The 26463-nt window shown below is 42.1% G+C and carries 27 protein-coding genes; 18 read left to right on the forward strand and 9 right to left on the reverse strand.

The window, feature by feature from the left end:
• Positions 1–16: 16 nt before the first annotated feature.
• Together FTU39_RS06240 and FTU39_RS06245 are read right to left on the reverse strand one after the other, a co-directional pair.
• Complete coding sequence (locus FTU39_RS06240; RefSeq protein ID WP_180051880.1) at positions 17–952, reverse strand: lauroyl acyltransferase; 936 nt, start codon at positions 950–952, stop codon at positions 17–19.
• A gap of 167 nt (positions 953–1119) precedes the next feature.
• Positions 1120–3027 carry an ATP-binding cassette domain-containing protein gene (locus FTU39_RS06245; protein ID WP_179990480.1) on the reverse strand — a complete coding sequence of 636 codons (1908 nt, stop codon included), beginning with the start codon at positions 3025–3027 and terminating at the stop codon, positions 1120–1122.
• Positions 3028–3062: 35 nt separating this feature from the next.
• On the opposite strand from FTU39_RS06245, the gene FTU39_RS06250 reads away from it, so the two are divergent.
• From FTU39_RS06250 to FTU39_RS06295, 10 genes are all read left to right on the forward strand, one after another.
• Complete coding sequence (locus tag FTU39_RS06250) at positions 3063–3305, forward strand: SlyX family protein (protein WP_004976120.1); 243 nt, start codon at positions 3063–3065, stop codon at positions 3303–3305.
• Positions 3306–3432: 127 nt separating this feature from the next.
• A complete protein-coding gene (locus FTU39_RS06255) occupies positions 3433–4398 on the forward strand; it encodes a hypothetical protein (RefSeq protein WP_004976124.1) in 966 nt (321 codons plus the stop codon).
• Between the two features lie 16 nt (positions 4399–4414).
• Entirely contained in the window at positions 4415–5422 is a 1008-nt protein-coding gene (locus FTU39_RS06260) for a PIN domain-containing protein (RefSeq protein WP_096901707.1), read from the forward strand.
• A 101-nt stretch (positions 5423–5523) separates the two neighbouring features.
• Positions 5524–5973 (forward strand): ammonium transporter, encoded by a 450-nt coding sequence (locus FTU39_RS06265; RefSeq protein WP_004976129.1) that lies wholly within the window; start codon positions 5524–5526, stop codon positions 5971–5973.
• A gap of 34 nt (positions 5974–6007) precedes the next feature.
• Positions 6008–8647 carry a type I DNA topoisomerase gene (gene topA, locus FTU39_RS06270; protein ID WP_180051881.1) on the forward strand — a complete coding sequence of 880 codons (2640 nt, stop codon included), beginning with the start codon at positions 6008–6010 and terminating at the stop codon, positions 8645–8647.
• 172 nt (positions 8648–8819) lie between these two features.
• Complete coding sequence (locus FTU39_RS06275; protein WP_180051882.1) at positions 8820–9575, forward strand: hypothetical protein; 756 nt, start codon at positions 8820–8822, stop codon at positions 9573–9575.
• Positions 9576–9722: 147 nt separating this feature from the next.
• The gene (locus tag FTU39_RS06280; protein WP_180051883.1) at positions 9723–11711 is read left to right on the forward strand and encodes an ATP-dependent helicase; all 1989 of its coding nucleotides are present in this window, start codon (positions 9723–9725) and stop codon (positions 11709–11711) included.
• Between the two features lie 79 nt (positions 11712–11790).
• Positions 11791–12045: an RNA-binding protein gene (locus FTU39_RS06285; RefSeq protein ID WP_004976139.1), complete on the forward strand. Its 255-nt coding sequence runs from the start codon at positions 11791–11793 to the stop codon at positions 12043–12045.
• Between the two features lie 175 nt (positions 12046–12220).
• Positions 12221–12724: a DUF6586 family protein gene (locus FTU39_RS06290; protein ID WP_180051884.1), complete on the forward strand. Its 504-nt coding sequence runs from the start codon at positions 12221–12223 to the stop codon at positions 12722–12724.
• A gap of 103 nt (positions 12725–12827) precedes the next feature.
• On the forward strand, positions 12828–13106 hold the full coding sequence (locus FTU39_RS06295; protein ID WP_131261040.1) for a hypothetical protein: 279 nt from the start codon (positions 12828–12830) through the stop codon (positions 13104–13106).
• A 192-nt stretch (positions 13107–13298) separates the two neighbouring features.
• Here FTU39_RS06295 and FTU39_RS06300 read toward each other — a convergent pair whose 3' ends face one another.
• The 4 genes from FTU39_RS06300 to FTU39_RS06315 all read right to left on the reverse strand — a co-directional run bounded on the left by FTU39_RS06300 (position 13299) and on the right by FTU39_RS06315 (position 17193).
• On the reverse strand, positions 13299–15014 hold the full coding sequence (locus FTU39_RS06300) for a cation:proton antiporter (RefSeq protein WP_180051885.1): 1716 nt from the start codon (positions 15012–15014) through the stop codon (positions 13299–13301).
• A gap of 158 nt (positions 15015–15172) precedes the next feature.
• Positions 15173–15328 (reverse strand): 50S ribosomal protein L33, encoded by a 156-nt coding sequence (gene rpmG, locus FTU39_RS06305; protein ID WP_004976146.1) that lies wholly within the window; start codon positions 15326–15328, stop codon positions 15173–15175.
• Between the two features lie 16 nt (positions 15329–15344).
• Positions 15345–15581, reverse strand: a complete 237-nt coding sequence (gene rpmB, locus FTU39_RS06310) for a 50S ribosomal protein L28 (protein WP_004976147.1) — start codon at positions 15579–15581, stop codon at positions 15345–15347.
• A gap of 163 nt (positions 15582–15744) precedes the next feature.
• Positions 15745–17193: a coniferyl aldehyde dehydrogenase gene (locus tag FTU39_RS06315; RefSeq protein WP_004976148.1), complete on the reverse strand. Its 1449-nt coding sequence runs from the start codon at positions 17191–17193 to the stop codon at positions 15745–15747.
• Positions 17194–17310: 117 nt separating this feature from the next.
• Between FTU39_RS06315 and FTU39_RS06320 the strand changes: the two genes are divergently transcribed.
• The 6 genes from FTU39_RS06320 to FTU39_RS06345 all read left to right on the forward strand — a co-directional run bounded on the left by FTU39_RS06320 (position 17311) and on the right by FTU39_RS06345 (position 22176).
• Positions 17311–18012, forward strand: coding sequence for a TetR/AcrR family transcriptional regulator (locus FTU39_RS06320; RefSeq protein WP_004976150.1), 702 nt, complete (start codon positions 17311–17313; stop codon positions 18010–18012).
• 91 nt (positions 18013–18103) lie between these two features.
• Complete coding sequence (purU, locus tag FTU39_RS06325) at positions 18104–18970, forward strand: formyltetrahydrofolate deformylase (protein ID WP_004976151.1); 867 nt, start codon at positions 18104–18106, stop codon at positions 18968–18970.
• A 261-nt stretch (positions 18971–19231) separates the two neighbouring features.
• Entirely contained in the window at positions 19232–20023 is a 792-nt protein-coding gene (locus FTU39_RS06330) for an energy transducer TonB (RefSeq protein ID WP_104853035.1), read from the forward strand.
• 20 nt (positions 20024–20043) lie between these two features.
• Positions 20044–20667, forward strand: coding sequence for a MotA/TolQ/ExbB proton channel family protein (locus FTU39_RS06335; protein WP_096901723.1), 624 nt, complete (start codon positions 20044–20046; stop codon positions 20665–20667).
• Positions 20667–21071: a biopolymer transporter ExbD gene (locus FTU39_RS06340; RefSeq protein WP_004976158.1), complete on the forward strand. Its 405-nt coding sequence runs from the start codon at positions 20667–20669 to the stop codon at positions 21069–21071. The genes FTU39_RS06335 and FTU39_RS06340 overlap by 1 nt, the downstream gene beginning before the upstream one ends.
• Positions 21072–21237: 166 nt before the next feature.
• Positions 21238–22176, forward strand: a complete 939-nt coding sequence (locus FTU39_RS06345; RefSeq protein ID WP_136144062.1) for a DMT family transporter — start codon at positions 21238–21240, stop codon at positions 22174–22176.
• A gap of 146 nt (positions 22177–22322) precedes the next feature.
• Here FTU39_RS06345 and FTU39_RS06350 read toward each other — a convergent pair whose 3' ends face one another.
• On the reverse strand, positions 22323–23570 hold the full coding sequence (locus FTU39_RS06350; RefSeq protein ID WP_131261034.1) for a YihY family inner membrane protein: 1248 nt from the start codon (positions 23568–23570) through the stop codon (positions 22323–22325).
• A 114-nt stretch (positions 23571–23684) separates the two neighbouring features.
• Between FTU39_RS06350 and wrbA the strand changes: the two genes are divergently transcribed.
• Entirely contained in the window at positions 23685–24281 is a 597-nt protein-coding gene (gene wrbA, locus FTU39_RS06355) for an NAD(P)H:quinone oxidoreductase (RefSeq protein ID WP_026438329.1), read from the forward strand.
• A gap of 570 nt (positions 24282–24851) precedes the next feature.
• A complete protein-coding gene (locus FTU39_RS06360) occupies positions 24852–25043 on the forward strand; it encodes a hypothetical protein (protein ID WP_180051886.1) in 192 nt (63 codons plus the stop codon).
• Positions 25044–25107: 64 nt separating this feature from the next.
• Here the strand turns inward: FTU39_RS06360 and FTU39_RS06365 are convergent, their stop codons facing one another.
• Together FTU39_RS06365 and FTU39_RS06370 are read right to left on the reverse strand one after the other, a co-directional pair.
• On the reverse strand, positions 25108–25506 hold the full coding sequence (locus tag FTU39_RS06365; protein WP_180051887.1) for a hypothetical protein: 399 nt from the start codon (positions 25504–25506) through the stop codon (positions 25108–25110).
• Positions 25507–25768: 262 nt separating this feature from the next.
• Positions 25769–26344 carry a xanthine phosphoribosyltransferase gene (locus tag FTU39_RS06370; protein WP_004976172.1) on the reverse strand — a complete coding sequence of 192 codons (576 nt, stop codon included), beginning with the start codon at positions 26342–26344 and terminating at the stop codon, positions 25769–25771.
• Between the last annotated feature and the right edge of the window lie 119 nt (positions 26345–26463).

Genomic DNA, 26463 nt, shown 5'->3' on the forward strand with positions numbered 1-26463 from the left:
CCTTCTGCCGTACAGATTAGTAAATACTGTCATAACCTTCGGGGCGGCTCTTAAACCGACGATGAAACCACATATATTGGGTAGGAGCGATCCGTAATTGCTGCTCAATAATGAAATTGGTGCGCGTTGCATCTGCAACTTCATCTGCGCTTGGGAAATCCAGCAGTTCAGGTTCAATCAAGACTTTATATTGAGGGTTGGAAAGCTCACCTGTACGGTAAAAATATAACGGAATTGCTGCGGCTTTGGTCATTTTAAGTAAACGACGATGCGCTGTAACTGTCGCAGCAGGCACGCCAAAAAATGGCGCCATAACACCTTGTTTTAAACCAAAGTCCTGATCTGGGCTATACCAAATGGCACGACCATTTTTTAAGTAGCGGATTAAACCACGCATGTCATCGTGGTCAATTTGATGACCGTAAATGGTGGCGCGACAACGGTAAATCAGCATGTCCAGTAAGGGATTGTTTTGTGGACGATAGACCACATCGGGGTCAAAATATTGTGCACAGACATAGCCACCTGCATCTAGCAGAGTAGAATGTGTGCCTAACAATAAAACCCCGCGACCATCTGCTTGGGCTTGCTGAATATGTTCCAAACCTTCAACCTGAGTGCGTCCTTTAAACCACTGTGGACAGTACCATGCATTTAAGGTTTCAAATACGCCCAGCATTTGATCAACAAAGACTTGGCGAGCATTTTCATGTACTTCAGCCTCGCTCCATTCAGGAAAACACACTTCCAAATTGCGTAACGTAGTTACGCGACGTGACTTCATGCTGTTAAAGGCAAGATTGCCTAAAAGCTGCGCCAAACGATACTGAATCGCCCACGGCAAAATGGCTAAAATCATCAGGTAGACAATGCCAATCCAGATGCCCCAATATTTTGGCAACAGGAAAGACCATTGAAATTCGCCTGGTGGATATTCAGTGTGTTGACTCATAATGACCGTGTAAAGTGTTGTATCGTTGCAGTTTAGCACGAACCGATTTTAAAATTTAAAAGCATACGTCCAATGGGAAAGATGCTTAAAATGGTTTTGCAAAGCTTTGGTATTGGGGACAAGTCCTGTGCTTAAAAAGTTAGGAATAATCACTTAAGCCAATATGCTTAGTTACCATTCGCTAAGTTTTCCAGTTCGTCCCAACGCTCTAGTTTTTTCAGCAGTTCTTCATCAATTTCAGCCAAACGCTGTGAGGCTTTGGTGGCTGCATTGGCATCTGTTACAAACCAAGAACCATCCGCCAGTTTTTCAGCCAATTCGGTTTGTTCCTGTTCCAGTGCTTCAATTTCACCTGGCAACTGCTCTAAAGCACGTTGATCTTTATAGCTCAATTTTACTTTTTTGGCCGTTGGCGCTGCTGCAGCTGCTTCGGCTTTGGCAACGGCTTTTTTAACATCACTTTTTTGATCAACTACAGTTTGGTCTGGGCGTTGCTGCAAGTAGTCCTGATAGCCGCCAATATATTCATCAATATTGCCTTTGCCATCAAATACCCAAGTCGAGGTCACCACGTTGTCCATAAAAGCACGGTCGTGTGAAATCAGCAATAAAGTACCCTTATAGTCGCTGAGCATTTCCTCAAGCAACTCTAAAGTGACCATATCTAAGTCGTTGGTCGGCTCATCCATCACAATTAGGTTAGATGGTTTGAGTAGTAATTTTGCCAGTAAAATACGGTTGCGTTCACCGCCAGACAAAGCTTTAACCGGCGTGCGTGCACGTTCTGGTGAGAATAAAAAGTCTTGTAAATAACTATAGATATGACGACGTTGTCCGTTCACATCAACAAAATCTGAACCTTCAGACACGTTATCTTTGACCGACTTTTCCAAATCCAAGACATTGCGTAATTGGTCGAAATAGGCAATTTCCAGTTGTGTGCCTGTTTTGACAGAGCCACCATGCTCAATTTCACCTAAAATGGCTTTAATCAGAGTGGTTTTACCGACACCGTTATCACCAACTAAACCAATACGGTCGCCACGTAATACCAATGTTGAAAAGTCTTTGATAATTGGAGCTTGATTGCCAAAGGCCACTTGTAAATGTTCAATATCAAAGACCAGTTTACCTGAGCGATTGGCTTCCTGCGCTGCCATATTGACTTTGCCTTGTTGGAAGCGACGTGCTTTGGATTCTTCACGTAAGGCTTTTAAAGCACGCACACGTCCTTCGTTGCGGGTACGACGTGCTTTAATGCCTTGACGAATCCATGCTTCTTCTTCGGCCAGTTTTTTATCAAACAGCGCATTTTGTTTTTCTTCAGCTTCAAGTTGCTGCGCTTTTAAATCTAAATAACGCGAATAGTTGCCTTCGTAGCTGCGTAATACACCACGATCTAACTCGACAATGCGGGTGGCGATACTATCGACAAAAGCACGGTCATGCGAAATAAACAGTAGAGTTAAATTATTTTGATCGAGTAAAAATTTTTCTAGCCATTCAATACTTTCCACATCTAAGTGGTTGGTCGGCTCATCTAGCAACAATACGTCAGGTTGGGTGAGTAGGGCACGTGCCAACAACACACGACGTTTACGTCCACCCGATAAATCGGCCAAGTCGGCATTTGGATCAAGTCCCATTTTACTTAAAATGGCATTGACCTTATTTTCTAGCGCCCAGCCATCAAGCTGATCTAGCTTGTGTTGCAAGTTCCCCATACGGTCACAGGCATCCATATCGCCCAATACACAGGCATCACTGGCTTCGTGATAGGCTTTTAATACTGCAGCAGCTTCGCCTGCACCATCAGCAACAATATCGGCGACTTTGCCTGAATCCATGGGCACATCTTGCGCCAACATGGCAATGGTGATGCCATTTTGAATAGACACTTCACCTGCATCGGGCAGTAAACTTCCTTCAATCAGTTTAAGTAGAGTAGACTTACCTTCTCCATTACGGCCAATCAAACACACTCGTTCGCCACGTTCTAGGTTAAAATTCGCGCCGTCGAGCAAGGCAGGTCCACCAAATGCGAGTTGGACATCCCTTAAAGTAATATAGGCCATAGTGTTTCCTAAAAAATCTCAAATGAGGATTTGAAATGACTAAACAAAGTATAGATGATCAGGCGTCATTTTCCGCACCCATTGAAGATTTGCAAGTGCGAATTGCATTTTTGGACGATTTAGTTGAGCAATTGAATGAACAAGTGGTTCATCAAAGTCTGGAAATTGCTGATTTAAAGAAACAAATGCAGTTGTTATATCAGCGGGTAGAGTCGGCAGATTTGTCGGATGGGATTGCACCATTTGACCCGATGACCAATCGCCCACCACACTATTAATCAATCGTACTTAATCAACGGTATTGGTTTCCGTGCTGATTTTAATTTGACCTTTGCTGTACTTCCCGCTGTAATGCTCGGCTGCTGTGCCTGAATCTTTTAAACCCTATTGTGTCCGCTAAAGTTTATGTCCTTTAAAGTTGTGTTACTTGACCTTGAAAACAACCAGCCTACCGCGACTTTGTTGCGAGAAATTATTGAGCATCATCCGAGTGTGTATCTGTTTAATTGTGCAGGAAAATTTGAATATAACTTGCAGGATTTAACTGAACTCGCTGGCTGGATCAGTACGGGTCAACTTATGATTTTAGACAGCCCGCGCGCAGAGTTTAAAGAGTTTGAATATGCAGTGGTAGTTGGGCAACTGATGGCACTGCTAGAGCCAGAAACACAAGTTGAAGTGATTTCTGCGGCTGATAGTATTCAGATTTTAATGGAAATGTTGCAAGCATCTGAAATTGCCTGTCACCTGATTCATATTCAGCCTGAAACGCAGTCTGGGAAAAGCAAAAATCGTTTACCAAGCCCAATGGCAATTCGCAACAAACCTGAATTGCTGTTGGTAAAAAAGTATTGTGATGCGTTGGCAAAAATGTCAGGCAAGCCAACCAACGTAGAGGCTTTAAAAAACTCGATTGCCAATATTTTGCAACTTGAGGCCGACAAAGTGCAGCATGTGGTTGGTATGTTGATGAACCTGAAAATTGTAAAGCGGGTGGATGAGCAAATTAGCTTTCGTAAAAAAGTACTGAAGCAGTGGGTTCAACTTGACTTGGATGCTGTGGAAGAATCTACGCAAGAGGCGACAGTCACTTCTACAATCGTGGCGCAAACTGAAGCCGTAGAGCCACATCCTCAGCACAGTTTATTTAAAAACTTTAGCCAAATTGACCCTGTGCAATGGGAAGTTGCCAAAAAGTTACGTGAGCTAAAGGGTGAAAAACCGAAAGATATTTATGAGTTGCGTGATTTACTAGAGCGGTTATTTCCAAAGTCTGATATTCGTTTATTGCTCAAAGAACTGATTGAAAAAGGCTATATTTATTGGAATGGACATGAAGTGCTATATAGTCATGAGATGTTCTTGAGTTAAAAGATTGTGAGAGTGTATGAAAAAAGTCTTGTTGTTGGATATTGAAAATTTACATAAATCAGAAAAAGAACTTCTAAAATATTTATCTGAATATCAATTCGTGTATTTGGTATATGCAAAATCACCTATAAATTTAAGCTTAGATGGTTTGCAGATGCTTTCTGATTTTGTGAGCAAGAAAAAGCTTGTTCTTATTAAAATGCCTAAGATTGGCCCAGATGCTGCAGATTTTGGATTAGCTTTCTTAGCTGGTCAGTTATCTATTCAAATGGATAAATCAAATGTTGAATTTGATGTAATGTCTAATGACAAGAAAATTGAATATATTGTTGATTTATTGACAGTAATGGGTTTTAAGTCTCAACAGTTAAAAAGGGATCTCTTATCTTCACCTAGCAAAGAGTTCAAATTAATAAATCAAGAAACTGATTTAAGTTCTGATGAACTGAAACCTTTACTGTTTGCAATCCAATTACTTTTAAAAAATCAACCCAAACAATTTAATTCATTAAACAATGCTCTAAAGTCTTGGTTAAAAGGATATACAAGCAATACCAGAAAGATTATTGAGCAGTTAAAAGATTATCAATTGATCCAAATTAAAGATCAGACTGTAAGTTATGAGCTATCTCGGATGAAAGATGCTCTTAAATTTAGAGAAAAAGGTGAGGTACAGGCTTTGAGTAAAGCTTTACCGTCAGTTGATGAAATTCAGATTAAGCCGCACTTGCAAAGAGTGAAACAGTATTGTGATTATCTAAGTAAAATTAGCAATAATAAACCTGCAAAATTAAATAGTTTACTGAATTCGATTCAATCTGTATTAAAGTTAAACGCTCAGCAATTGGCTCAAGACTTTATCAATATTTTAATAAAGCAAAATATTGTTAAGCAAGAAAGTACTAAACTAATATATAACGATTCCTTGATTGAGGCTTGGGCAAGTCTAGACAAAACTTGTTTGAATACAACAATAATTCAGACAAGTTTGATGGAACAACCTAATACGGAAGTTTTGTCATAAACAGTATAAGCTTCTGATAAAGCCAGTTGATTTTAGTCGGTGGTACTTGCGTTTTATATTGTGCTTATGCAACTCTAATATAAGAATAGAAAGGTTGTACTATGGAAAATACTGGAATTTGGGTTGCCGTTGCCATCATTATATTTGTGATGGGCTCTATTTTTGGTCTGCGTGTCAGCCCAAGAGAAAAAGCTTTAGGATTGATGCGTGAAAAAGCCCGAAAAATGGGACTACACCCTCGTTTGGTGGTTGCACCTGATTGGACAAAAATCCCCAAAGCTACGGAATCACGTGCCAGTATGGTGGCGTATTACAGCGTACTCATTGCCGATGCACGTTTACCGTTAATGCGTGCTTTAGTGACAGATCAAAAGCTAGAGCTGTTGCATGGCGATGAGAAATTCCAAGGCTTACCCATTGCATTAAAGGGCATTTATGCTATTGATATGCAGGCAAACTGTGTAGGAATCTATTGGGATGAAGAAGCCGATCTTCGCGCAACTCAATTAGATGAGATGAAAGCCTTTTTACATAGCTTGGCTGAACGTTAATTTTTAAACCATTAAATAGGAAATACGGTTACTTATGGCGAACGCTCCTCGGTCCACATCCAAAAGCACTGCAGCCAAATCTGAAGCTGGTCACAAACGTGCTTTAGTGATTGTGGAGTCGCCTGCAAAAGCGAAAACAATCAATAAATATCTTGGTTCGGACTACATTGTGAAGTCTTCGGTCGGTCACGTGCGTGATTTGCCAACCAGTGGTGGCGCAAAAACCACAGAAAAGAAAACCACCACCCGAACCAAACTGACCGAGGCTCAGAAAGCTGAAAAAGCTCAACAAGCATTAGTCAACCGTATGGGGGTTGATCCTGAACATGACTGGAAAGCACACTATGAAGTGCTGCCAGGCAAAGAAAATGTAGTCGCTGAATTAAAAAAACTGGCATCGCAGGTCGATGAAGTCTATCTCGCAACGGACTTGGACCGTGAAGGGGAAGCGATTGCGTGGCACTTAAAAGAAGTCATTGGTGGAGATGACTCACGTTATCAACGTGTCGTGTTTAACGAAATTACCAAAAATGCGATTCAAGAAGCCTTTAAGCATCCTGCGCGTTTAGATACCAACAAAGTCAATGCCCAACAGGCACGTCGTTTCTTAGATCGCGTGGTGGGTTTTATGATTTCGCCACTGCTCTGGGAAAAAATTGCCCGTGGTTTATCGGCAGGACGAGTGCAGTCAGTTGCGGTGAAGCTGGTTGTGGAGCGCGAGCGTGAAATTCGCGCCTTTGTACCCGAAGAATATTGGCAAGTCTTTGCAGATACTAAATCTGAAAAAGATGACATTCGTCTAGAAGCGGTTAAGCAAGCGGGTAAAACCCTCAAGTTACGCAACAAAGCTGAAACCGATGCTTTACTGAACTTGATTAAAGATGCGCAATACACCGTATCTGCACGTGAAGATAAGCCGACCAAAGTCAACCCAAGTGCGCCGTATATCACGTCAACGCTGCAACAGGCTGCGAGTACCCGTCTTGGTTTTTCAGTCAAGAAAACCATGATGCTAGCACAGCGTTTGTATGAGGCAGGTTTTATCACCTATATGCGTACAGACTCGACCTTCCTGAGTGATGACGCGGTCAATATGGTGCGTACGCATATTGAAGCGGAGTTTGGTCAAAAATATCTGCCTGCTAAACCAAATCGTTATGGCAATAAAGCAGGCGCACAAGAAGCGCACGAAGCGATTCGTCCATCTAATGTTGCGCTTAAAGGCGACAGTTTGGTGGGTGTAGAGCGCGATGCACAGCGTTTATATGATCTGATTTGGCGTCAGTTCGTCGCTTGCCAAATGACACCAGCCGAATATTTATCATCGACCATTTTGGTTGATGCCAATGGTGTCGAGTTAAAAGCCAAAGGTCGTACGCTAGTTTTTGATGGCTTTACCAAAGTGCGTGGGCAAAACAAATCGGATGATGATGTGTTACTGCCTGCAGTTAAAGTCGGTGAAATTCTTAAATTAGAGAAGCTTGATCCATCACAACACTTTACCAAACCGCCTGCGCGTTTTACCGAAGCCTCTTTGGTGAAAGAGCTTGAGAAAAAAGGTATTGGACGTCCATCGACCTATGCTGCGATTATTTCAACTATTCAAGACCGTGGTTATGTCAAACTGGAAAACCGTCGTCTGTTTGCCGAAAAAATGGGTGAGATTGTTACAGATCGTCTGGATGAAAGTTTTAATAACCTGATGAACTACGATTTTACAGCAGACTTGGAAGGTCAGCTGGATAAAGTTGCAGATGGAGAACGTAACTGGAAAGATTTGCTTAACAGTTTTTATGGCGATTTCAAACAGCGTTTAACCAATGCACAGGGCGAACAAGGCATGCGCCGTAACTTGCCTGTAGAGGTCGATGCAGTACATTGTAAAGAATGCTCACGACCAATGCAGATTCGTACAGGTACGACAGGCGTATTCTTAGGCTGCTCAGGCTATAACTTGCCGCCAAAAGAACGTTGCAAGGGAACGCTGAACCTAACTCCTGTCGAGTCGCTTGCTGTATTGTCGGATGATGATACCGCTGAAACTGCAGATTTGATGTCTAAAAAACGCTGTCCAATTTGCGAAACTGCCATGGACAGCTATGTGATTGATGGTGGTCGTAAACTGCACATTTGTGGGAATAACCCAGACTGTGCAGGTTTTGAGCTAGAAGAAGGCGAGTTCAAAATTAAAGGCTATGATGGCCCAACCATTCCGTGTGACAAGTGCGATGGCGAAATGCAGTTGAAAACAGGTCGTTTTGGCCCTTATTTTGCCTGCACCAGCTGTGAAAACACGCGAAAAGTACTCAAGAATGGTCAGCCTGCGCCACCGCGTGTTGATCCAATTAAAATGGAACATTTACGTTCAACCAAACACGATGATTTCTTTGTGTTGCGTGATGGTGCAGCAGGCTTGTTCTTGGCAGCCAGTAAGTTCCCGAAAGTACGTGAAACCCGTGCACCGAAAGTCGCGGAATTGCGTACTGTTGCAGAACAGCTTGATCCAAAATATCAATTTATTTTGCAAGCACCTGATGCAGACCCAGAGGGTAATCCAACATTAGTGAAATTCAGCCGTAAGAATCAAGCGCAATATATTGGTTCGGAAACGCCTGAAGGCAAACAAACCAAATGGTCATTGGTTTACCAAGATGGTAAATGGGTTGAGGCTTAATTATCCAAATTACAAAATGCTGGCTTCGGTCAGCATTTTTTTAAATCATATAATTTGAAATGTGAAAAATAAAAAACAGAGAGGTTTTGTGAATCTTAATCCGATGTGGGGGTCGAGTTTAAAGATAATAAGATTAAACTCGGTAAAGTGATTGCCTAAAGATATTTAAAGTATGTGGAAAAAAATCCGAATTTTATGCTTATTGCTGGTTTTGCTGGTCGTCGCAGTCAATGCTTGGCGTGATCAGAACCAAGACTGGAATAAGCCCATCATCGTATTGTTACACCCAATCAATGCCGATGGACGATCAAATACCCAAAACTATATCAATACATTAAATATCAATAATTTAAATTCTGCTCAAGACTATCTAAAACAAGCTTCTTTGCAGTACCGTGGGCAACCCATTGCGCTTTATTTCAAACAGGGGCGAGAATTAAAGCAGTTGCCACCAAAAGTGCCTGAGCAGGCATCACTACTTAATACTGTACTTTGGAGTTTAAAGTTCCGATTTTACGCTTGGCAGCAACGACAAAGCAGTGATGGTACGGCAACCGTGACGCTGTACCTGAATTATTATGATCCGAGTCAAACTCAAATTTTGAAGCATTCCACCGCTTTACAAAAAGGTAAAATTGGCTCGGTGAATTTATTTGCTTCTGCTGCACACAGTGAGCGTAATACCATGGTGATGGTGCATGAATTACTGCATACCTTTGGTGCCACAGATAAATATGATTTGAGCACAGGTCAGCCGATTTATCCGATTGGTTATGCAGACCCAAATCAGCAACCGTTATATCCACAACGACAGGCTGAACTGATGGCAGCTTATGTGCCACTTTCGCAAAACAAAAGTAAGATGCCTGACTCGCTACAACAGACACGTATTAACGAAATCACTGCCATAGAATTGGGCTGGAAATAATGTGGATAAGCATGTACTTATCCACATCTCTACAATAGAGCTTGTGTAAAAGTATGTGTTTAGGCATGAACCGAGCCATTTATATTCATGGGTTTATTCCTAAACCGATCTGTTAAACTATTCATCCACCCAGTACGATGAGTCACTATGAGTTTAGCCAGCCTAATTTATGAATTGAATCCCCAGCAAAAACAAGCAGCCACGACAGCACATCAACATAGTCTGGTCTTGGCTGGCGCAGGCTGTGGCAAAACCAAAACCATTGTGGCACGTGCAGCGTACTTGATTGATCAGGGTATTCCAGCCAATCAAATTCAAATTTTGACCTTTACCCGCCGTGCGGCGAGTGAAATTGTCGCACGGGTGGAGTTGGCACTGGGCGAGCAAGCCAAAGGCTTACGTGCTTCGACCTTTCATACTTTTTGTATGTACTTGTTACGACGTATTCCTAAAGCTTTTGGCTTGGAACAATTTTCTATTATTGATCGTGATGATCAGTTGATGATGTTTCGCCTCATTCGCGGAAAAGATGATAAGAAAAATCCAAGTCAGTTGCCTAAGCCTCAAGAATTATGTGATTTGTATTCTTTTGCGCGGAATACCCGTCAAAAACTGAGTGTGGCTTTAGAAAAGCAACAGCCTGAATATTTGGCATTAAAAGATCAAATTGCTGAAATTATGCAGGAATACGAAAGCCGTAAACGTGCACGTGGCTTTCTCGATTATGACGATATTTTGGCTGTGGTGGCATCGGCATTGGCGCAGTCGGAAGGTCTGGTCGATTATGTCGCGTCAATTTGTCAGCATCTTCTGGTCGATGAAATGCAGGACACCAATCCTTTGCAATGGGCTTTGCTTGAGCCTTTAAAAGATCGGGTCAGTTTGTTTTGTGTGGGCGATGATGCACAATCGATTTATGGTTTCCGTGGTGCAGATTTTGAAAATATTCATCATTTCACAGAGCGCGTACCCAATGCTCAAATTTTCAAATTAGAGCAAAATTACCGTTCTACGCAGGAAATTTTAGACCTGTCCAATTGGTTGTTAGATCAAAGTGAGATTCGCTATAACAAACGGTTGCAGGCGCATCGTGGTGATGGCATCAAACCCAAAATGCATATTTTCCCGAATGAATTTGATGAAGCCAAATGGATTGCGATTGATATTAAAGAGCGACATTTCTTGCAAGGCGCGCCGTGGTCAGATCACATGGTCTTGGTGCGTTCGAGTTTTGCAGCGCGACATATTGAAGCCGCCTGTATTGCGGCAAGTGTGCCGTATCGTTTTATTGGCGGCATGAAGCTCTTGGAAACTGCGCATGTGAAAGACTTACTTAGTTTATTGCGCGTTATTGCCAATCCTTTAGATGATATTGCATGGATGCGTTTTCTCACTTTATGGAATGGCGTGGGTGATGTCGGTGCGAGTAAGTTGGCGCAGCAATTGTTACTTGAACCCACAATGGATAAGGTGATTGAAAAGCTGGAAAAATTTGGACGCTTGCCAGAAAAAACTTTATTGATCATGAAGCAAATGGATGTCTTACGCCATGAAGTTGCAGCTTGCGTCGGTTTAGGCATTGAAGCGATTCAGGAACAATTGGCTGATAACTATAAAAAAGACTGGAATCGTCGTCAGGGTGATTTTCAGTTGGTGCAACAACTGGCGGGTAAGCATGCGCAGTTAAGTGAGTTTTTAGAAGAATATGTGCTCGATCCTGTGTCTATTTCTGAAATTGAACGCCAGTCCGATACCGATGTGGTCACTTTAATCACCATCCATTCTGCCAAAGGTACGGAGCAAAAAGTCTGTTATGTGGCGAATGTGACTGCAGGGCAGTACCCGCATGCACGGGCGCAGGGCAGTTTTGATGATATTGAAGAAGAACGTCGAGTGCTGTACGTGGCTTTGACCCGTGCCCAAAATGAACTGATTTTAACCAAGCAAAATTTTAATTTATGGGCGCGTGATACGGTAGATGAACAAGGGCGCAAACTGGACAGTTATTTTTTGAATGATCTGACACGGCAGTTGTGTACGATGGAAACTCATCACCGTACCCGTCAGCAAACTGTGAAAAGTGCCTTGGTGGAACGCCAAGCGATTAATTTAGATTTTGGCATTGATCTCGATTAAACTATGCCACAAGGTTTCCTGCAAAAAGTAGAGTAGGCGAGTGCTTTTTGATGTTTTTTGCCTATTTTAAGGTTGTAAGATGAAAATTTTAGTTCGTAGTTTAGAGCGTACAGTGACTGAAGAAGAATTGTTAAAGCTTTTTCAGGAATATGGCACTGTAGAATCTTGTAATTTGGTGTTGGATGCTGCAACAGGAAAATCTAAAGGTTTTGCATTTGTAGAAATGCCACATGCACGTGAGGCAGTAAAAGCCATTAAAGCGCTGAATACTTTGCGTCTGCATGGTCATGGAATACGTGTCAAAGCAGCAGAAGATAAACCTGCATCAAAATAGTTCAAAGGGAGCAAAAAATGCTCCTTTTTTATGCGTGATTTTTAGTAAAAATACGAGATTGGCACTGCATTGGTGCGCGATTTTATCGCAGTAAAAATAGTGTATTTTTTATTGGGTGTTGCAGGAAAATCGGTTTAATCTAAGCTTCTTAGAACGCTAAATTGAGGAAATGCTCATGTCCCGTGTTGCTCGTTTTCATGCAGATCGTACCAATCAGAAATTATATTTCGCCCGTCTTTCATGTCAGCAGGCCGAGCAAACCGAGCATGTTCAGCAAGCGCAGGCACATCGTGAAGCTGCGGTGTTTCATTTAAATGGCGCGGTGCTGGCTTTTTTGCAGGAATTGGTGCGGTATTATCGTTTAAGTGACAGTAATCCAACCCTTAAATCAATTGAAGAATTGATGGCAGCCAAAGGGCAGATTTCCCCTGAAGTGGCAATTTTGGAGCAACTGAGCAAATCGGGTTTTATTGCAGAGTTAAAGCGCGCTTATCGTTTATGTCAGTACACGCCCGAGCCAAGTGCACCAGAACCTGAACAGGAAACGTCATCCAATTTGATTATTAAAGTCACGCAATCTCCGCAAGCATGGCTACCAGATACGAAAATTTTGCGCGAATGGCATCGTGACTTAACCCAGTTGATTGATGGTTTTCGTAATGAAATGGTGGAATTTTAAGCCGACCAAACGCCCTTGAAAAAAATCTGATCAGCCCGATATAAATATTCTAAACGATGCAAAGTGCAAGCGCCTTTGCCGCCATGTCGAGCATGGAGGATATATGTCTATAGAGCAATTGAAAGAATTATTTGGTAATCAGGAAGCAATTTTAGAGCTGGTTCAGCTTGAAGGTGGCGAGTTGGCATTGCGTAATGCAGGCTCAGAGAAAGAGCCATTGGTCAAAATCCAGTTCAATGACGAAGTCAAAGCCATATTGGGCGATCAGACGGCTGTTGTGGCACAGCACATGATTCAGGCGGCATTATTTGGCTTGTTGGAAAAGCAGGTCAATGAATGGCATGCCGAAATTGTGGATGAACAGCCGCAATTTATGAGTTAATCCGAAAAGGTCTTTCGGTGATGAGCTATCTTTAATGAATAGATTGTCTATCTGCTTTGGTTAAAATCATGGACATTATTAGATAGTTTTTCATCAACACAATGAAAGCCAATCTATACGTCAACAAAAAAAAGCGCAGCTTAAACGGTGCGCTTTTTGTGATTTTGGCTATGGGTTTTAGATGAATGATACTCAATGCGTTGGTGGCTGATGATGGGCAATTTCAATTTGATTTAAAATATAATTGCTCATATTTTTCGCCATTTCTTCTTTGGCAAAATACACTTCACCAATGTTGTCTTTACGAATTACTTCCGCTTCGGCTTTGCTTTCTGCACACACCAAAACCTGAATTTCAGGGTTTAGGGTTTTGGCAATATCCACAATTTTATGAATATCCAAAATGTCCATAGGCGAGAGAACGAGTAGTCGTGCATGTTGAATATGTGCCTGAATCAGTACACCCGTTTCTGTGGCAATGCCGCTGACTGCAGCAATGCCTTTTTCGCGTAAGTCTTCGACAATTTCACGGTTTTCTTCCGCAATCACGACCTTAATATTTTCAGCCATTAAATTTTGAGTAATGCGGCGTCCGACTTCACCATGTCCAACAATCACCACCTGATCACGTAAATAATCTTGAGAAACTTCATCGGGCAGCATGGCTAAAGGGTCATTGCTGCGTTCAAGCAAACGCGCCAAATAAGAGCGTTCCCGAATCCAGTTTTGCACAGGCTCAATCGCAGAAAAAACAAAGGAATTGAGGGTAATTGAAATGAGTGCGCCTGCTAAAATCAGGTTTTGTCCTTCTAGTGACAGCTGTTGTAAAGATACACCTAGCGTTGCCAAAATAAAGGAAAACTCACCAATTTGTGCCAAGCTCGCGCCTACGGTCAAGGCTGTATTGAGTGGATAGCGGAAGAACAAGACCAATGCCATGGCTGCAATGGTTTTACCCACCATGATAATGCCGACGACCGCTAAAACGTGCAGTGGTTCTTCTATCAGAATACGCGGGTCAAACAGCATGCCCACAGCAACGAAAAATAGAATGGAGAAAATTTCACGTAAGGGTAAAGTTTCTTCTTCGGCGCGATGACTGAAATCAGATTCTTTGACCACCATCCCCGCAAAGAACGCCCCAAGTGCCATCGACACGCCAAAGATTTTATAAGCACCAAAGGCAATTGATACCGCAGCAGCGACCACAGTCAGGGTAAACAGTTCCCGCGAGCCTAAGCGAGCCACAATTTGCATAATGAAGGGCACAAGGCGTTTGCCAACAATCAGCATAAAGGCAATAAAGCCTGAAACTTTTAATAAAGTCAGTCCGAGTGTTAGCCAAATATTTTCATCACTGGCATTGTCGATAGCTTGTCCACCCAGTAATACAGCTGTGGCAGGCAAAAGCACCAATGCTAAGACCATCACTAAGTCTTCAACTAACAACCAGCCTACGGCAATTTTACCGTTCACGGAGTCGAGCAGGCCACGATCACCCAATGCTTTTAAGAGCACAACGGTACTGGCACAAGACAGACTTAAGCCAAAAATTAAGGCAGAACCAAAACTCCAACCCCACATCATCGACACGCCTACACCGAGCAGGGTCGCCACGGCGATCTGCAATACTGCACCAGGCAAAGCAATGCGTCGTACCTGCATTAAATCATTTAGCGAGAAATGCATGCCAACACCGAACATGAGGAACATGACCCCAAGTTCTGCCAATTGGTTGGCAAGATGAATATCTGCCACAATGCCCGGTGTGTTGGGACTAATGATGACACCTGCAATCAGATAGCCCATAAGCGGTGGAAGGCGTAAGCGCGCAGCGATATAGCCAAATACCAGTGCCAAGCTAAAACCAACGGCAAGTAAGATGATGAGTTCTACATCATGAGGCACGAGAAACTCCTAAGCCATGGTGAAGGTGCGGTCAAAAGACTGAAATAAGACAAGCACAAATAGTGCCAAAAAAGAAAACGAGGAAATTTTAACAAGTGAGGCAAAAAAAGTGCAAAAAAAAACGACCTGAATAAGGTCGTTTTTTAAAAAAGCTAAAATTATTTGATTTTAGCTTCTTTGAAAACTACGTGTTGACGGATTTTTGGATCAAATTTTTTGATTTCCATTTTTTCCGGCATAGTACGTTTGTTTTTAGTAGTGGTATAGAAATAACCTGTACCAGCTGTAGAAACTAAGCGAATCTTATCACGCATTGTCCTGACTCCTTACTTAGATCTTTTGACCTTGAGCACGAAGGTCAGCAACAACCTTTTCAATGCCCAATTTGTCGATAATACGCATACCTTTAGTGGTTAAACGAAGACGTACGAAACGTTTTTCGCTTTCTAACCAGAAACGGTGGTTGTGCAGGTTCGGCTCGAACCGGCGCTTAGTTTTGTTGTTGGCGTGTGAGACGTTGTTACCAACGACTGGACGCTTGCCGGTAACTTGGCAAACCTTAGACATGGTGTAACTCCATTGATTTAGCCAACAGCAAATCTGTATGGCCAGTCAAAAATAAACGGATGAATTCATTCAAGGGGCGTTTTATATCAAAAATACGCTTAAAAGACAAGCGATTTTCTTCAAAAACAGCATGAGCGTGTTTGATAGCTCATGCCTTGATCAGTTAACGAAGAAGCGTCTTCGAAATCAATCGATGAATCGGCTTATCAAATGGGGGGAGAATGAACTTCAAGCTGTAAAGCTTCGGATTAGACATTACCGACCGTTCATGTGACAAGCTGAAAAAACCTTCTGGACCGTGATATTTCCCCATGCCCGATGCACCAACACCACCAAATGGTAAGTCATCTTGTGCAACGTGGGTCAATACAGTATTGAGTCCGAAATGCCCTGAATGGGTTCGCTGTGCGACATAGTCGGCACGCGCCTGATCAAAGTCGAAATAGTATAAAGCAAGAGGACGCGGTCGGCTATTAATAAACTCGATTACATCATCAATTTGTTCATATTCTAAGATTGGCAGGACTGGACCAAAGATCTCATTTTGCATAATTTGCATGTCTGGACTGACATTGGTCAGTACCGTTGGTGCCATTTTACGGGTTGCAGCCACATTTTCACTTTGCGGATTAATTTCAATAATATTTGCACCTCGCTCACGTGCATCTTCTAAATAGCCCTGTAAGCGACGATATTGTTTGTCATTAATAATAGAAGTGTAGTCTTGGTTATCACGAATATGCGGATACATTTCGGTCACAAATTGCTCGAAATGCTCCATAAATTCGGCAGTTTTGCCTTTAGGCAAGAACATATAGTCGGGTGCAACACAGGTTTGTCCAGCATTCCAGAGTTTACCTACCGCAATACGCTGCGCTACATCGACCATATCGCTAGATGGATGCACCAAAACAGGGGATTTTCCACCTAGTTCTAAAATGACAGGCACAAGGTTTTGTGACGCGGCAGCCATTACAGTTTTGCCGACTTCGGTAGAGCCTGTGAAAATAATTTTGTCAAAAGGCAAATGACAGAACGCATCGGAAATAATACCGCCGCCATTAATTACTGCCACCAATTCCTGTGGAAATGCTTCGCTCATGGCGTTTTCCAGTACTTTACCAAAATGCGCAGAAGCACTGGAAATTTTGATCATGGCATGGTTGCCTGCAGCCAAAGCACAGATCAGTGGGCCTAAAGACAACAGCAGCGGATAGTTCCAAGGTGCAATAATGCCAATTACCCCTAAAGGTTGATACTGTACCCATGCTTTTGCAGGTTGGTGGATAATACCAACCTGACGTTTAGATGGCTTCATCCAGTCGGTCAGGTTTTTGCTGTAATATTTGATATGTTCCAAGCAGGTAAGTAATTCACCAATTTTGGTTTCTGCAATGGCGCGGTTGCCATAGTCACGGTTAATGGCTTCGGCAAATTGATCCTGATATTTCACAATCACACGTTTTAAGCGGGCTAAGCGTTCAATGCGTTCTTTGGCACTTGGGACAGGATGACGCTGATAGGCATATTTCTGCAATGCCAAAATATCATCCAGACGTTGTAAATCGGGTGAATGTGGGGTCATTGAAGTTGTTTTTGTTTGACTGTTCATGGCATGTTACCATTCAATAAAAGCAATATAAGTTAATTTTTAGAGTATTTACTCTAATCAGTCAAGTGACTTTATGTTTTCATGCCCCTCAAATTTTAAAGAATGGTTGTTTTTAGGATGTCTCAAACCAAAACGTTGAAAACCAAAGAACGTATTTTGCAATTGAGTTTGCAATTGTTTAACGAGCGTGGTGAGCGTTCGGTAACAACCAATCATATTGCGGCAGAACTGGGCATGAGCCCAGGAAACTTGTATTACCACTTCCGCAATAAGAACGAAATTATTAAAGAGCTGATGGAACAATATCAGCAAGAAACTTTAGAAATGCTGGCTTTGCCTGAAAATCGTGGCTTAGATGCCAATGACAAAATTCGTTATTTTCAGGTTCTCAGTAGTCAGCTGTGGGCTTATCGTTTTTTGCATCGTGATGTCTATCACCTGGTCGAAACCAATGAAGATTTCCGCAAAATGTATCCACGTTTTGCAGGACAGGTCATGCAGCAGGGACAAAAAATTTATCAGGCCTTTGTGGATGCGGGTCTGATGCAAATGACTGAGTCAGAAATTGAAGCCTTGATTATCAATATTTGGATTGTGCTGACCAACTGGACGAACTTCTTATATATGTCGGGTCACATTACCGATTCAAACCATTTGGAAGAAAAATGGATTTGGCAGGCTTTACGTCAAATGCTGTTCCTTGAAGGGGCATATTTACGGGGTGAAAGTCGTGCAACCTATGAGCGTTTACTAGAAACACTAGGCACATCTGAACTGTTTGAGAGTTTATCATCCAGTAAAAATACTCAAGCCGACTAAGAGACTGAGAATGGCTATTTAGAATGTCTGAGAAACGCGCTAGAATACTCGGCTTGTTTTTCAATTTAACCAAGTAGTGACTAAAAACAACATGAATATGACGACTGCGAATACTGCACGTTTACTGATTACCTGTGAAGATAAGCCAGGTATTGTGCAGGCTGTATCGAGCTTTTTGTATCATCAAGGAGCCAACATTACCGCGCTTGATCAATACGCAACAGAAGCTCAGGGCGGGCGTTATTTCATGCGGGTTGAGTTTGAACTGGATCACTTGCAAAGCCGTAAAGAAAGCTTATTGCAAACCTTTGCTTCTAACGTGGCAGAGCGTTATGAAATGCAATGGCGTTTGGCTTTGGTCAGCGATGTGAAAAAAGTCGGCATTTTGGTGTCTAAAGTTGATCATGCTTTGCTCGAACTATTATGGCGTCATTCACGTGGTGGTTTACCATGTGAAATTACCAAAGTGGTGTCGAACCATGACACCTTGCGTGAAGCGGTAGAAAACTTTGGTATTCCGTTTGAAGTAGTGCCTGTTAATAAAGAAAATAAACGTGAAGCTTACGCTAAAATTGATGAATTGATGCAAGGCAATGATTTGTTGGTATTGGCGCGTTATATGCAAATTTTGGATGAAGAGTTTGTCTCTAAGTGGGAAATGAAAGTGATCAATATTCACCATTCATTCCTGCCTGCTTTCGTGGGCGCAAATCCATATAAACAAGCTTATGAAAAAGGTGTAAAACTGATTGGTGCAACTGCACACTATGTAACAGCAGACCTAGATCAAGGTCCGATCATTGAGCAAGATGTAGAGCGTGTAAACCACGACTTTACGGTAGATCAACTGCGTGAATTGGGTCAGGATGTGGAACGTAATGTACTGGCACGTGCAGTTAAATGGCATTTGGAAGACCGTATTATTGTAGATGGCAACAAAACTGTTGTATTTCAATAGGGTAAAAGCTATCTAAAAATCGAATTAAAACATGCCGACATGGCATGTTTTTTTATGCTAAAATTGTAATGTTATAACATTTATTTAAACTGTTTTTAAAATAGCAAATTTATTGGATGATTCACGTTTGTTATTAAAAAATAGTTGCAAATGAAAACACTTCTCATTTATTATTGCGTTACTTTAATTGTGCTAACCGATCAGTTTGATCGTTCGGAACTGTGATGGTTTGGCAATTGCTTTTGAAGGTCGCTGACTTTAATGAACCAATCTCCCAACGCTATGCTACAAATGCCCAATGCCATGAAAAAGAAAGTTGTGACGGCTTTAGCTGTGGTTGCATTAGGTCATGTCGGTGTGTTGTGGGCATTGGGGCAAATGCAAACTCCGACCTTAAAGCCCATAGAAAAAGAACCTTTAAAAGTACGCTTTGTAAAAATTCAAGAACAGCCTAAACCGTTACCACCGCAACCTAAGGCTGAACCACAGCCTGAAAAACCCAAGCCTCAGCCTGTAAAAGAAGTGCCTGTAGTAGAAAAACCGTTGCCACCGCCACCGAAAAAAGTAGAAAAAGTACAGCAAGTTAAAAAAGCAGAAGCCCCTAAACCCGTGGCGAAGCCCGTAGAAAAACCAGTCGAACGTGTGGTGCAACCTGCACCTGTAGCAACGGTGACTGAAACTAAAGTGGTACAGCCTGCACCGAAACCGACAGTTGCACCTGTTGCGCCAGCACCTGCTCCTGTCGCACCTTCTGCTCCAAAAACAGTGTCGATTGGCGGCTCAGGCGTGCAATGGAGTCGTTCTCCAAAACCTTCTTATACCAATCGTGATTTACAGGGAGAAACCCGTAACGTGGTGGTTCGGATTGAAGCAAATGAAAAAGGCGTGATCACCGATGCTCAAATTACGCGTTCTAGTGGTGTACCTGCTTTAGATCAAAAGATTTTACGCGCAGTGCGTAGTGCAAAATTCAAACCGTACAAAGAAAATGGCGTGGCTTATCCAATTCGTGCTGAGCAGCCTTTTGAATTGACATTGAACCCTAACGGCTAACCTTCAACAGGAGTTCGAGTATGAACTTTTCCGTCTATTGGCAACACGCAGATGCAGTCAGCAAAACGCTGTATTTCGTGTTATTGGCGATGTCGATTGCGACATGGACCATCTTCGCATTACGTTTGATAGGCACGCGCCAATTGAAGCAACAAGCTTATGCTCAACTGTCACAGGCTTTAAATCAGCTTAAAGCAAAACTGGTGCCTTTAAATTTTGAGCAGCGTAAAGCGGTTGCTGAGCAAGCCTTATTGCGTCAAATTTCGGTAGAAAAAGCATCGGCAGAAAAAGGCGTATCGGTACTGGGTACAATTGCGTCATTAGCACCGTTTGTGGGTTTGTTTGGTACAGTTTGGGGTATTTTCCATGCACTCGTTGCGGTTGGAAAAAGCGGTCAGGCGGGATTGGCTCAAGTGGCAACGCCTGTTGGTGAAGCGTTGATTATGACGGGCTTCGGTTTGGCGGTGGCGATTCCTGCCGTGATTGCTTACAACATTTGTTCGCGTGTGAACCGTACCTTATCTACAAATTTGCAAGATCATGCACATAGTTTGTTGATTGACACCATGTTGCAACAAGATTCTTCTGTTCAAAGAACTGAAGTGAATGCAACACAACAAAGTTTAGTGGGAGGTCAGGTTTAATGGCTTTTCAATTGGGTGAAGACAACGATTCAGGCATGAATGAGATGAACCTTATTCCCCTGATCGACATTATGTTGGTATTGATGATCATCTTTTTGGTGACAGCGACCGTTGCCAACCCATCTATACCATTAACCTTACCGCAAACCAGCGCAGAAATTGTTGATTTACCGCCTGAGCAAATTCAGGTCAGTATCAATGCCAATGGTGAAGTGGCGTGGGATGATCAAATCATTAGTTTAGATGAGTTGCAAACCCGCTTTAATGATGCTAGTCAGCAAGCTCAACAGCCAACCGTGGTGTTAAGAGCAGATAAAGATGCGCGTTATGATACTGTGGCGCAAGTGATGTCACGTGCGAGTGAAGCCGGACTCAGTGATATTGCTTTCGCAACAGATGATTAAGTTAATCCTTAAAAATTAGCGATCTATTTAGGTCGCTTTTTTTATGCAAAGTCGCGCATAATGCCAAAACTCCTCAAGTACTCAATGATGTTGAATATCCAAAAGATTTAGGTTGAGTCCGCTGCTTACTTTAAAGTCTATTTTTTATCTCAGATCAGGTTCAGCCATGAGTTCACGCCAAGCACTTGATGCAAAAGCCAGCAGTATGATGCTAATTTTGTGTGTTTTTTGGGGTCTGCAACAAGTGGTGCTAAAAGTTGCTGCGGCAGATATTTCACCCTTGATGCAATTGGCACTGCGTTCAGGCTTGTCTGCTGTGATGGTGTTGCCTTTGTTATTGCTTGCAAGAAATACACAATGGGCTTCGACTGAATATCTGCCTGCAGGCATATTGGTGGGTATTTTATTTGCCGCAGAATTTTTTATGTTAGGGCAGGCGATTCAATATACTTCTGCGTCGCATGTGGTGGTTTTACTATATACCGCGCCTATTTTTGTGGCTTTAGCGTTGCATTGGAAACTACCTGCAGAGCGTTTATCTCGCTTGCAATGGGGCGGGATTCTGTTGTCTTTTGCTGGCATAGCGGTGACTTTTTTATGGCGTGATACTGTGCAACAAGAGAGCCACCAAAACTTCAGCCAGATGCTTTTTGGCGATTTACTTGCGCTGAGTGCAGGCATACTTTGGGCTGCCACAACTGTTGCGGTACGTCTAAGTCGTTTATCGGAAGCCCCTGCAACACAAACTTTGTTTTACCAATTGATGGGTGGTTTTTTGATTTTACTGCCGATGGCATGGTGGATGGGACAGGCTGAAATTCATTGGACAGCCTTAGCCATAGGCAGTTTGATTTTTCATGCGGTATTGATTTCGTTTATTAGCTATCTCGCTTGGTTTTGGTTGCTGAAACAATATTTAGCATCCAGTTTAGGCGTGTTTTCATTTTTAACGCCATTATTTGGCGTATTGTTTGGTGTATGGTTGTTGAATGAAAGCTTGAGCCAAAGTTTTATGATTGGGGCTGTTTTGGTCATGCTGGGGGTGTTGATGGTGAATGCTCAATGTTGGTTTAAACATAAAACCCAAGTACTAAAAAGAAAATAAGTATTTGCAGCTTTTCCATGAACTTGAGCAAGACTCAACATCAGCAATGTTGTCATGTAAAAATCATCTTCAAATAACCTAGTAGCTCAATACGGGTTTAAATTTGAAGATGGGTGATATTTAAAATCTAGCGAGCGCGTACAAGATTATTTTTCTTCAAAAATCTTAGAGAGCGGAATCGACAATTTGGCAGCCAAATAGTCATCGGTTTCACTGAGTACGGGGCCAAGTTTTTGCATCCATTCATCATCAGGATAGACATTGGCCAAGTCCTGACGACGTGGCAATGAATACGGTAGCTGTGAATAAAAACTCCAAAAATCTACCTGAGATAAATTGCGCACCAAAACAAATTCATCATTTTCAGTACGTTTAATTAAATTTTGTTGTTCTAGCATCAGCACATAAGACGGCCAGCGCCCAATTTCATTACGTCCCAATACATCTAAGGCTTCAGCTTCAGTGACACTTTCTCCGCGCATTTGTTTTTTGTAAAACAATTCCAGTAAGTCCAATAGCATGAGCAGCGGATGGCATTTTTTTTCGCGACTGGCTTCAAAAGCGGTCAACGCATAACTAATTTCAACACCTAACAGCACAATATTCCAAGACAGGAAAATCCACAGTAAGAAAATAGGTACGGCAGCAAAAGCACCATAAATAATTTCATAACTGGTGAAGTTGGACATAATAAAACCAAACAGGTTTTTCAAAAATTCAAATACAACAGCACTGAAAACCCCCGCAATTAATGCGGCTTTAATAGGTACACTGCGGTTGGGAATGGTCCAATTCAGAATAAAAAAACCTAAAATGGTTAGGGCAAATGAAATCAGCCATAAAATAAATGCGCCATTGAGTTCATAACCTGCAAAGTTATTACTCAGCACATTCATAGATGCCAAAGTTGAGGAAATGACAAAAGCACTGCCCAGTAAAATAGGGCCTAATGAGATAATGGTCCAGTAACGCATAAAACCCATAATGCCGCCACGGGTTTCCTTAACCCGCCAAATTCGGTTAAACACAGTTTCAATACTGGTCAGCATCATCACCGTGGTCACGAATAAAAACAAAATCCCGATGACGGTTAAGTTGCTAGATTTGTCGGTAAAGGCATTTAAGGCTTTATCAAAGGCGATGGTGGTTTTAGGTAAAAAGTTGCTGTAAATCAGTTGTTGTAATTGTTGCCGTGCAGGTTCGAGTGCCTTAATGGATGAGATGATCACCAAAAATACGGTGAGCATAGGTACAACGGCAAACAGGGTAGTGTAGGTTAAAGAGCCTGCTTGTTCACGGCAGCGATCTGCTTCAAAGCGACGCAGCACAAATAAGACAAATTGAAACCATTGTTTGTCATAAAAAGGCAGTTTCTTTAAATACTCAACGATCATACAGTGGCTGTCTCAACTTTTTTAATCATCTTTATCTGTTTTCATGGTTAAGCTTAACCAAAAAAGCAGCAAAATACCGTATAGTTTTCATTTTTAGTCTGATTTCTTAGCATGATGCAAGCATATATTCTGGTTTTGTACTTTAGTAAATATGGTTCTACCAAAGAAATGGCACATTTAATTGCCAACGGGGTAGAGGCTAGTGGCATGCCCGTTAAAATTAGAACTGTGCCAAATATCTCGACCGTGGTGCAACAAGCCGAGCCAAGTATTCCTGCCGAAGGTGATATTTATTGTACTTTGGATGACTTGGCCAATTGTGCAGGTTTGGCTTTAGGTTCACCTACACGTTTTGGCAATATGGCATCTGAAATGAAATATTTCTGGGATCAAACCACTAGTCTGTGGCTGAATGGCGCATTGCACAATAAACCTGCCTGCGTTTTTACCTCATCGGGTTCGATGCATGGTGGACAGGAAAGTACCTTATTGACCATGTTGCCGCCATTGTTTCACCACGGAATGATGATTATGGGATTGCATAATGCGCATCCTGCTTTATCAAATACCAAAACGGGCGGTACGCCGTATGGTGCAACGCATGTGAGCGGCCCGCGCCACGATCAGGCTTTGAGTCAGGATGAAAAAATCCTTTGTGAAGCGCAAGGACAACGCCTAGGTGAAATGGTAAAAAAATTACAGGGCATGTGAGATTCTTTCTTTAATTAAGATGAAGCGTAAAATGTGGATATCGTTTTACGCTTTTATCTTTTGTACTTGAATTCGATTGGCTTATGTAGCATTGAGCGTGCTAAAAAATAAGTTCACTTTTCACCTAAAATCACCATTTGCAGTGATATTCAGTTTTTCTCTTTTCACGTCTAATAACCGCTTTAAAAGCAGAGTTTTCTGTCACGGTTCACGCAGCATTTTTTTTGCAGGCTAGGGTCTGTTGACATTTCATAAATGGCTTGCGCTGTAGGCTAAAACTGAGCAGATCAGGCATGAAACGCAAGGAATAGCGAGATTATTGCTAAGTTTCATAACGCAATCTGAGAAAGTTTTAGCCACAGCCTTTCGGGGCGAGCATATTTTTTGCTGCTATTGCGTTATGTGCCAGTCATTTAGAATGACTAAATTTCCTGTCCCATGCCTTATATCAGCTAAAAAACCTTGCGAGATATATCTCTCATGCCGCAAACATAGACGAATTGTCAACAGACCCTAATGTATTGAGCACAATGGACTGCTGTAAAAATGAGAGAGTGAGGAAAAGTGAAAATGAATAAGTGGATGCTGATTGGGTTAAGTCTATTGAGTTTAGGATATTCATTGTCGAGTGTTGCAGCGACTGAAATTGTGCATAGTCTGAGCTTTCCAGAAGAACAACGTATTGAAAAACAACCTGCGGAAGCACAGTATTTAGCGGCACAAAAGCCTGTGATGACTTCTGCAAGCAGTACTGCAAAATAAAAAAAGATGTAATCAAAAAAGTGCTGCAATGTGCAGCACTTTTTTGAAATTGATTTAGGGCTATTTAGAGCTGCTTGGCTGTTTCAACTTTTTCTTTAAAGCGGTGTTTGCACTTGAGGCATTGAAAATCTAGAAAAATATTCTGATCGACAATTACACCTGCTTTTTTACCAAAGCGATGCCCAAGAAAACCGCCTGTGATTCCCACGCTAATTGCCCCGACAAATGTTCCAATGGTGCCGCCCATAATCACGCCCAATGGCCCTGCGGCTGTACCAATTGCCGCACCAATAGAAGCTCCCGAAGCTGCGCCGCCCACAGTACCTGCTGCTGTACCTGCAGAGCCTAATAACACGCCACCAATTTTTTGTAAGTTTTGTTGATGGTTGCGTTTTTCAACTTGAGTTGAACCACATTTCGGACAGGTGATACTGTGTTGCATCAACGGATTGTCTTGTGTCATGACTGTAAATTGCCTTATGCTCATGCCGCATGCATCAATGCACGCAGACGATCTAAAAAGTGCTGTCTAGAGCTGCAATCAGAAAAACTAGACTGCTGAATCACTGTTATTTCAAGTGCAGAATGGCGTAGCGCGGCTATTTTGTAAATTCAATATATGTAAATGAGTTGTTTAAGTTTAAAAAAAGCATAAAAAAAAGAGCGCCTAAGCACTCTTTGATCATCGGGTTTAAATGATGAACCAACATCAGTTTTAATCGACCTTAATCGCGTACAAATTCAACTGTACCGTTTGCCAAAGACTTTACTCGTGCCAATGATTCAACGCGATAGCCTTTTTCAAGCAATAATTCACGACCCGGCTGGAATGACTTTTCAATCACAATCCCAATACCCACGACTTCTGCATTGGCTTGATGGATTAAATCTGCTAAACCGAGTGCAGCTTGACCATTTGCCAAAAAGTCATCAATCACCAAGACTTTGTCGCTAGCGCTAATATGTTTGTTTGAAATGGCAATCGTGCTTTCAGTTTGCTTGGTAAATGAAAATACTTTAGAGCGGTATAAATCATCTTTTAAGGTTAAAGATTGATATTTACGTGCAAAAATTACAGGTACACCAAGCTCTAAACCTGCCATCACAGCTGGTGCAATGCCAGAAGCTTCGATGGTAATAATTTTGGTGATGCCTGCATCTTTAAACAAACGCGCAAATTCTTGACCAATTTGCTGCATCATCACAGGGTCAATTTGATGGTTTAAGAAAGAGTCGACTTTTAGAACCGCTTCAGATAGAACGATACCTTCGGCTAAAATTTTCTGTTCTAGTGCATGCACGGGAGAATCCTCAAGAGCAGGTGCTTTTCAAAGCAAAAGCGTATTTTAAAAAGCACTTGAAAAAATGCAAGAACAATTTACCAAATGGTGAATAACTGCCAAGCTTTGCTCAGTAGTTA

Source organism: Acinetobacter sp. YH12099 (genome assembly GCF_013419195.1).
GTDB lineage: Bacteria > Pseudomonadota > Gammaproteobacteria > Pseudomonadales > Moraxellaceae > Acinetobacter > Acinetobacter towneri.

Excerpts from the sequence above, each read along its gene's own strand:
- FTU39_RS06360 (WP_180051886.1), top strand. The coding sequence starts at position 24,852 with ATGAATAAGTGGATGCTGATTGGGTTAAGTCTATTGAGTTTAGGATAT.
- FTU39_RS06290 (WP_180051884.1), top strand. The coding sequence starts at position 12,221 with ATGTCCCGTGTTGCTCGTTTTCATGCAGATCGTACCAATCAGAAATTA.
- FTU39_RS06345 (WP_136144062.1), top strand. The coding sequence starts at position 21,238 with ATGAGTTCACGCCAAGCACTTGATGCAAAAGCCAGCAGTATGATGCTA.
- FTU39_RS06315 (WP_004976148.1), bottom strand. The coding sequence starts at position 17,193 with ATGAACAGTCAAACAAAAACAACTTCAATGACCCCACATTCACCCGAT.
- purU (WP_004976151.1), top strand. The coding sequence starts at position 18,104 with ATGAATATGACGACTGCGAATACTGCACGTTTACTGATTACCTGTGAA.
- FTU39_RS06330 (WP_104853035.1), top strand. The coding sequence starts at position 19,232 with ATGAACCAATCTCCCAACGCTATGCTACAAATGCCCAATGCCATGAAA.
- FTU39_RS06250 (WP_004976120.1), top strand. The coding sequence starts at position 3,063 with ATGACTAAACAAAGTATAGATGATCAGGCGTCATTTTCCGCACCCATT.
- topA (WP_180051881.1), top strand. The coding sequence starts at position 6,008 with ATGGCGAACGCTCCTCGGTCCACATCCAAAAGCACTGCAGCCAAATCT.
- FTU39_RS06245 (WP_179990480.1), bottom strand. The coding sequence starts at position 3,027 with ATGGCCTATATTACTTTAAGGGATGTCCAACTCGCATTTGGTGGACCT.
- FTU39_RS06320 (WP_004976150.1), top strand. The coding sequence starts at position 17,311 with ATGTCTCAAACCAAAACGTTGAAAACCAAAGAACGTATTTTGCAATTG.
- rpmG (WP_004976146.1), bottom strand. The coding sequence starts at position 15,328 with ATGCGTGATAAGATTCGCTTAGTTTCTACAGCTGGTACAGGTTATTTC.
- FTU39_RS06280 (WP_180051883.1), top strand. The coding sequence starts at position 9,723 with ATGAGTTTAGCCAGCCTAATTTATGAATTGAATCCCCAGCAAAAACAA.
- FTU39_RS06275 (WP_180051882.1), top strand. The coding sequence starts at position 8,820 with ATGTGGAAAAAAATCCGAATTTTATGCTTATTGCTGGTTTTGCTGGTC.
- FTU39_RS06285 (WP_004976139.1), top strand. The coding sequence starts at position 11,791 with ATGAAAATTTTAGTTCGTAGTTTAGAGCGTACAGTGACTGAAGAAGAA.
- FTU39_RS06265 (WP_004976129.1), top strand. The coding sequence starts at position 5,524 with ATGGAAAATACTGGAATTTGGGTTGCCGTTGCCATCATTATATTTGTG.
- FTU39_RS06295 (WP_131261040.1), top strand. The coding sequence starts at position 12,828 with ATGTCTATAGAGCAATTGAAAGAATTATTTGGTAATCAGGAAGCAATT.
- FTU39_RS06240 (WP_180051880.1), bottom strand. The coding sequence starts at position 952 with ATGAGTCAACACACTGAATATCCACCAGGCGAATTTCAATGGTCTTTC.
- wrbA (WP_026438329.1), top strand. The coding sequence starts at position 23,685 with ATGCAAGCATATATTCTGGTTTTGTACTTTAGTAAATATGGTTCTACC.
- FTU39_RS06335 (WP_096901723.1), top strand. The coding sequence starts at position 20,044 with ATGAACTTTTCCGTCTATTGGCAACACGCAGATGCAGTCAGCAAAACG.
- FTU39_RS06260 (WP_096901707.1), top strand. The coding sequence starts at position 4,415 with ATGAAAAAAGTCTTGTTGTTGGATATTGAAAATTTACATAAATCAGAA.
- FTU39_RS06350 (WP_131261034.1), bottom strand. The coding sequence starts at position 23,570 with ATGATCGTTGAGTATTTAAAGAAACTGCCTTTTTATGACAAACAATGG.
- FTU39_RS06255 (WP_004976124.1), top strand. The coding sequence starts at position 3,433 with ATGTCCTTTAAAGTTGTGTTACTTGACCTTGAAAACAACCAGCCTACC.
- rpmB (WP_004976147.1), bottom strand. The coding sequence starts at position 15,581 with ATGTCTAAGGTTTGCCAAGTTACCGGCAAGCGTCCAGTCGTTGGTAAC.
- FTU39_RS06340 (WP_004976158.1), top strand. The coding sequence starts at position 20,667 with ATGGCTTTTCAATTGGGTGAAGACAACGATTCAGGCATGAATGAGATG.
- FTU39_RS06365 (WP_180051887.1), bottom strand. The coding sequence starts at position 25,506 with ATGACACAAGACAATCCGTTGATGCAACACAGTATCACCTGTCCGAAA.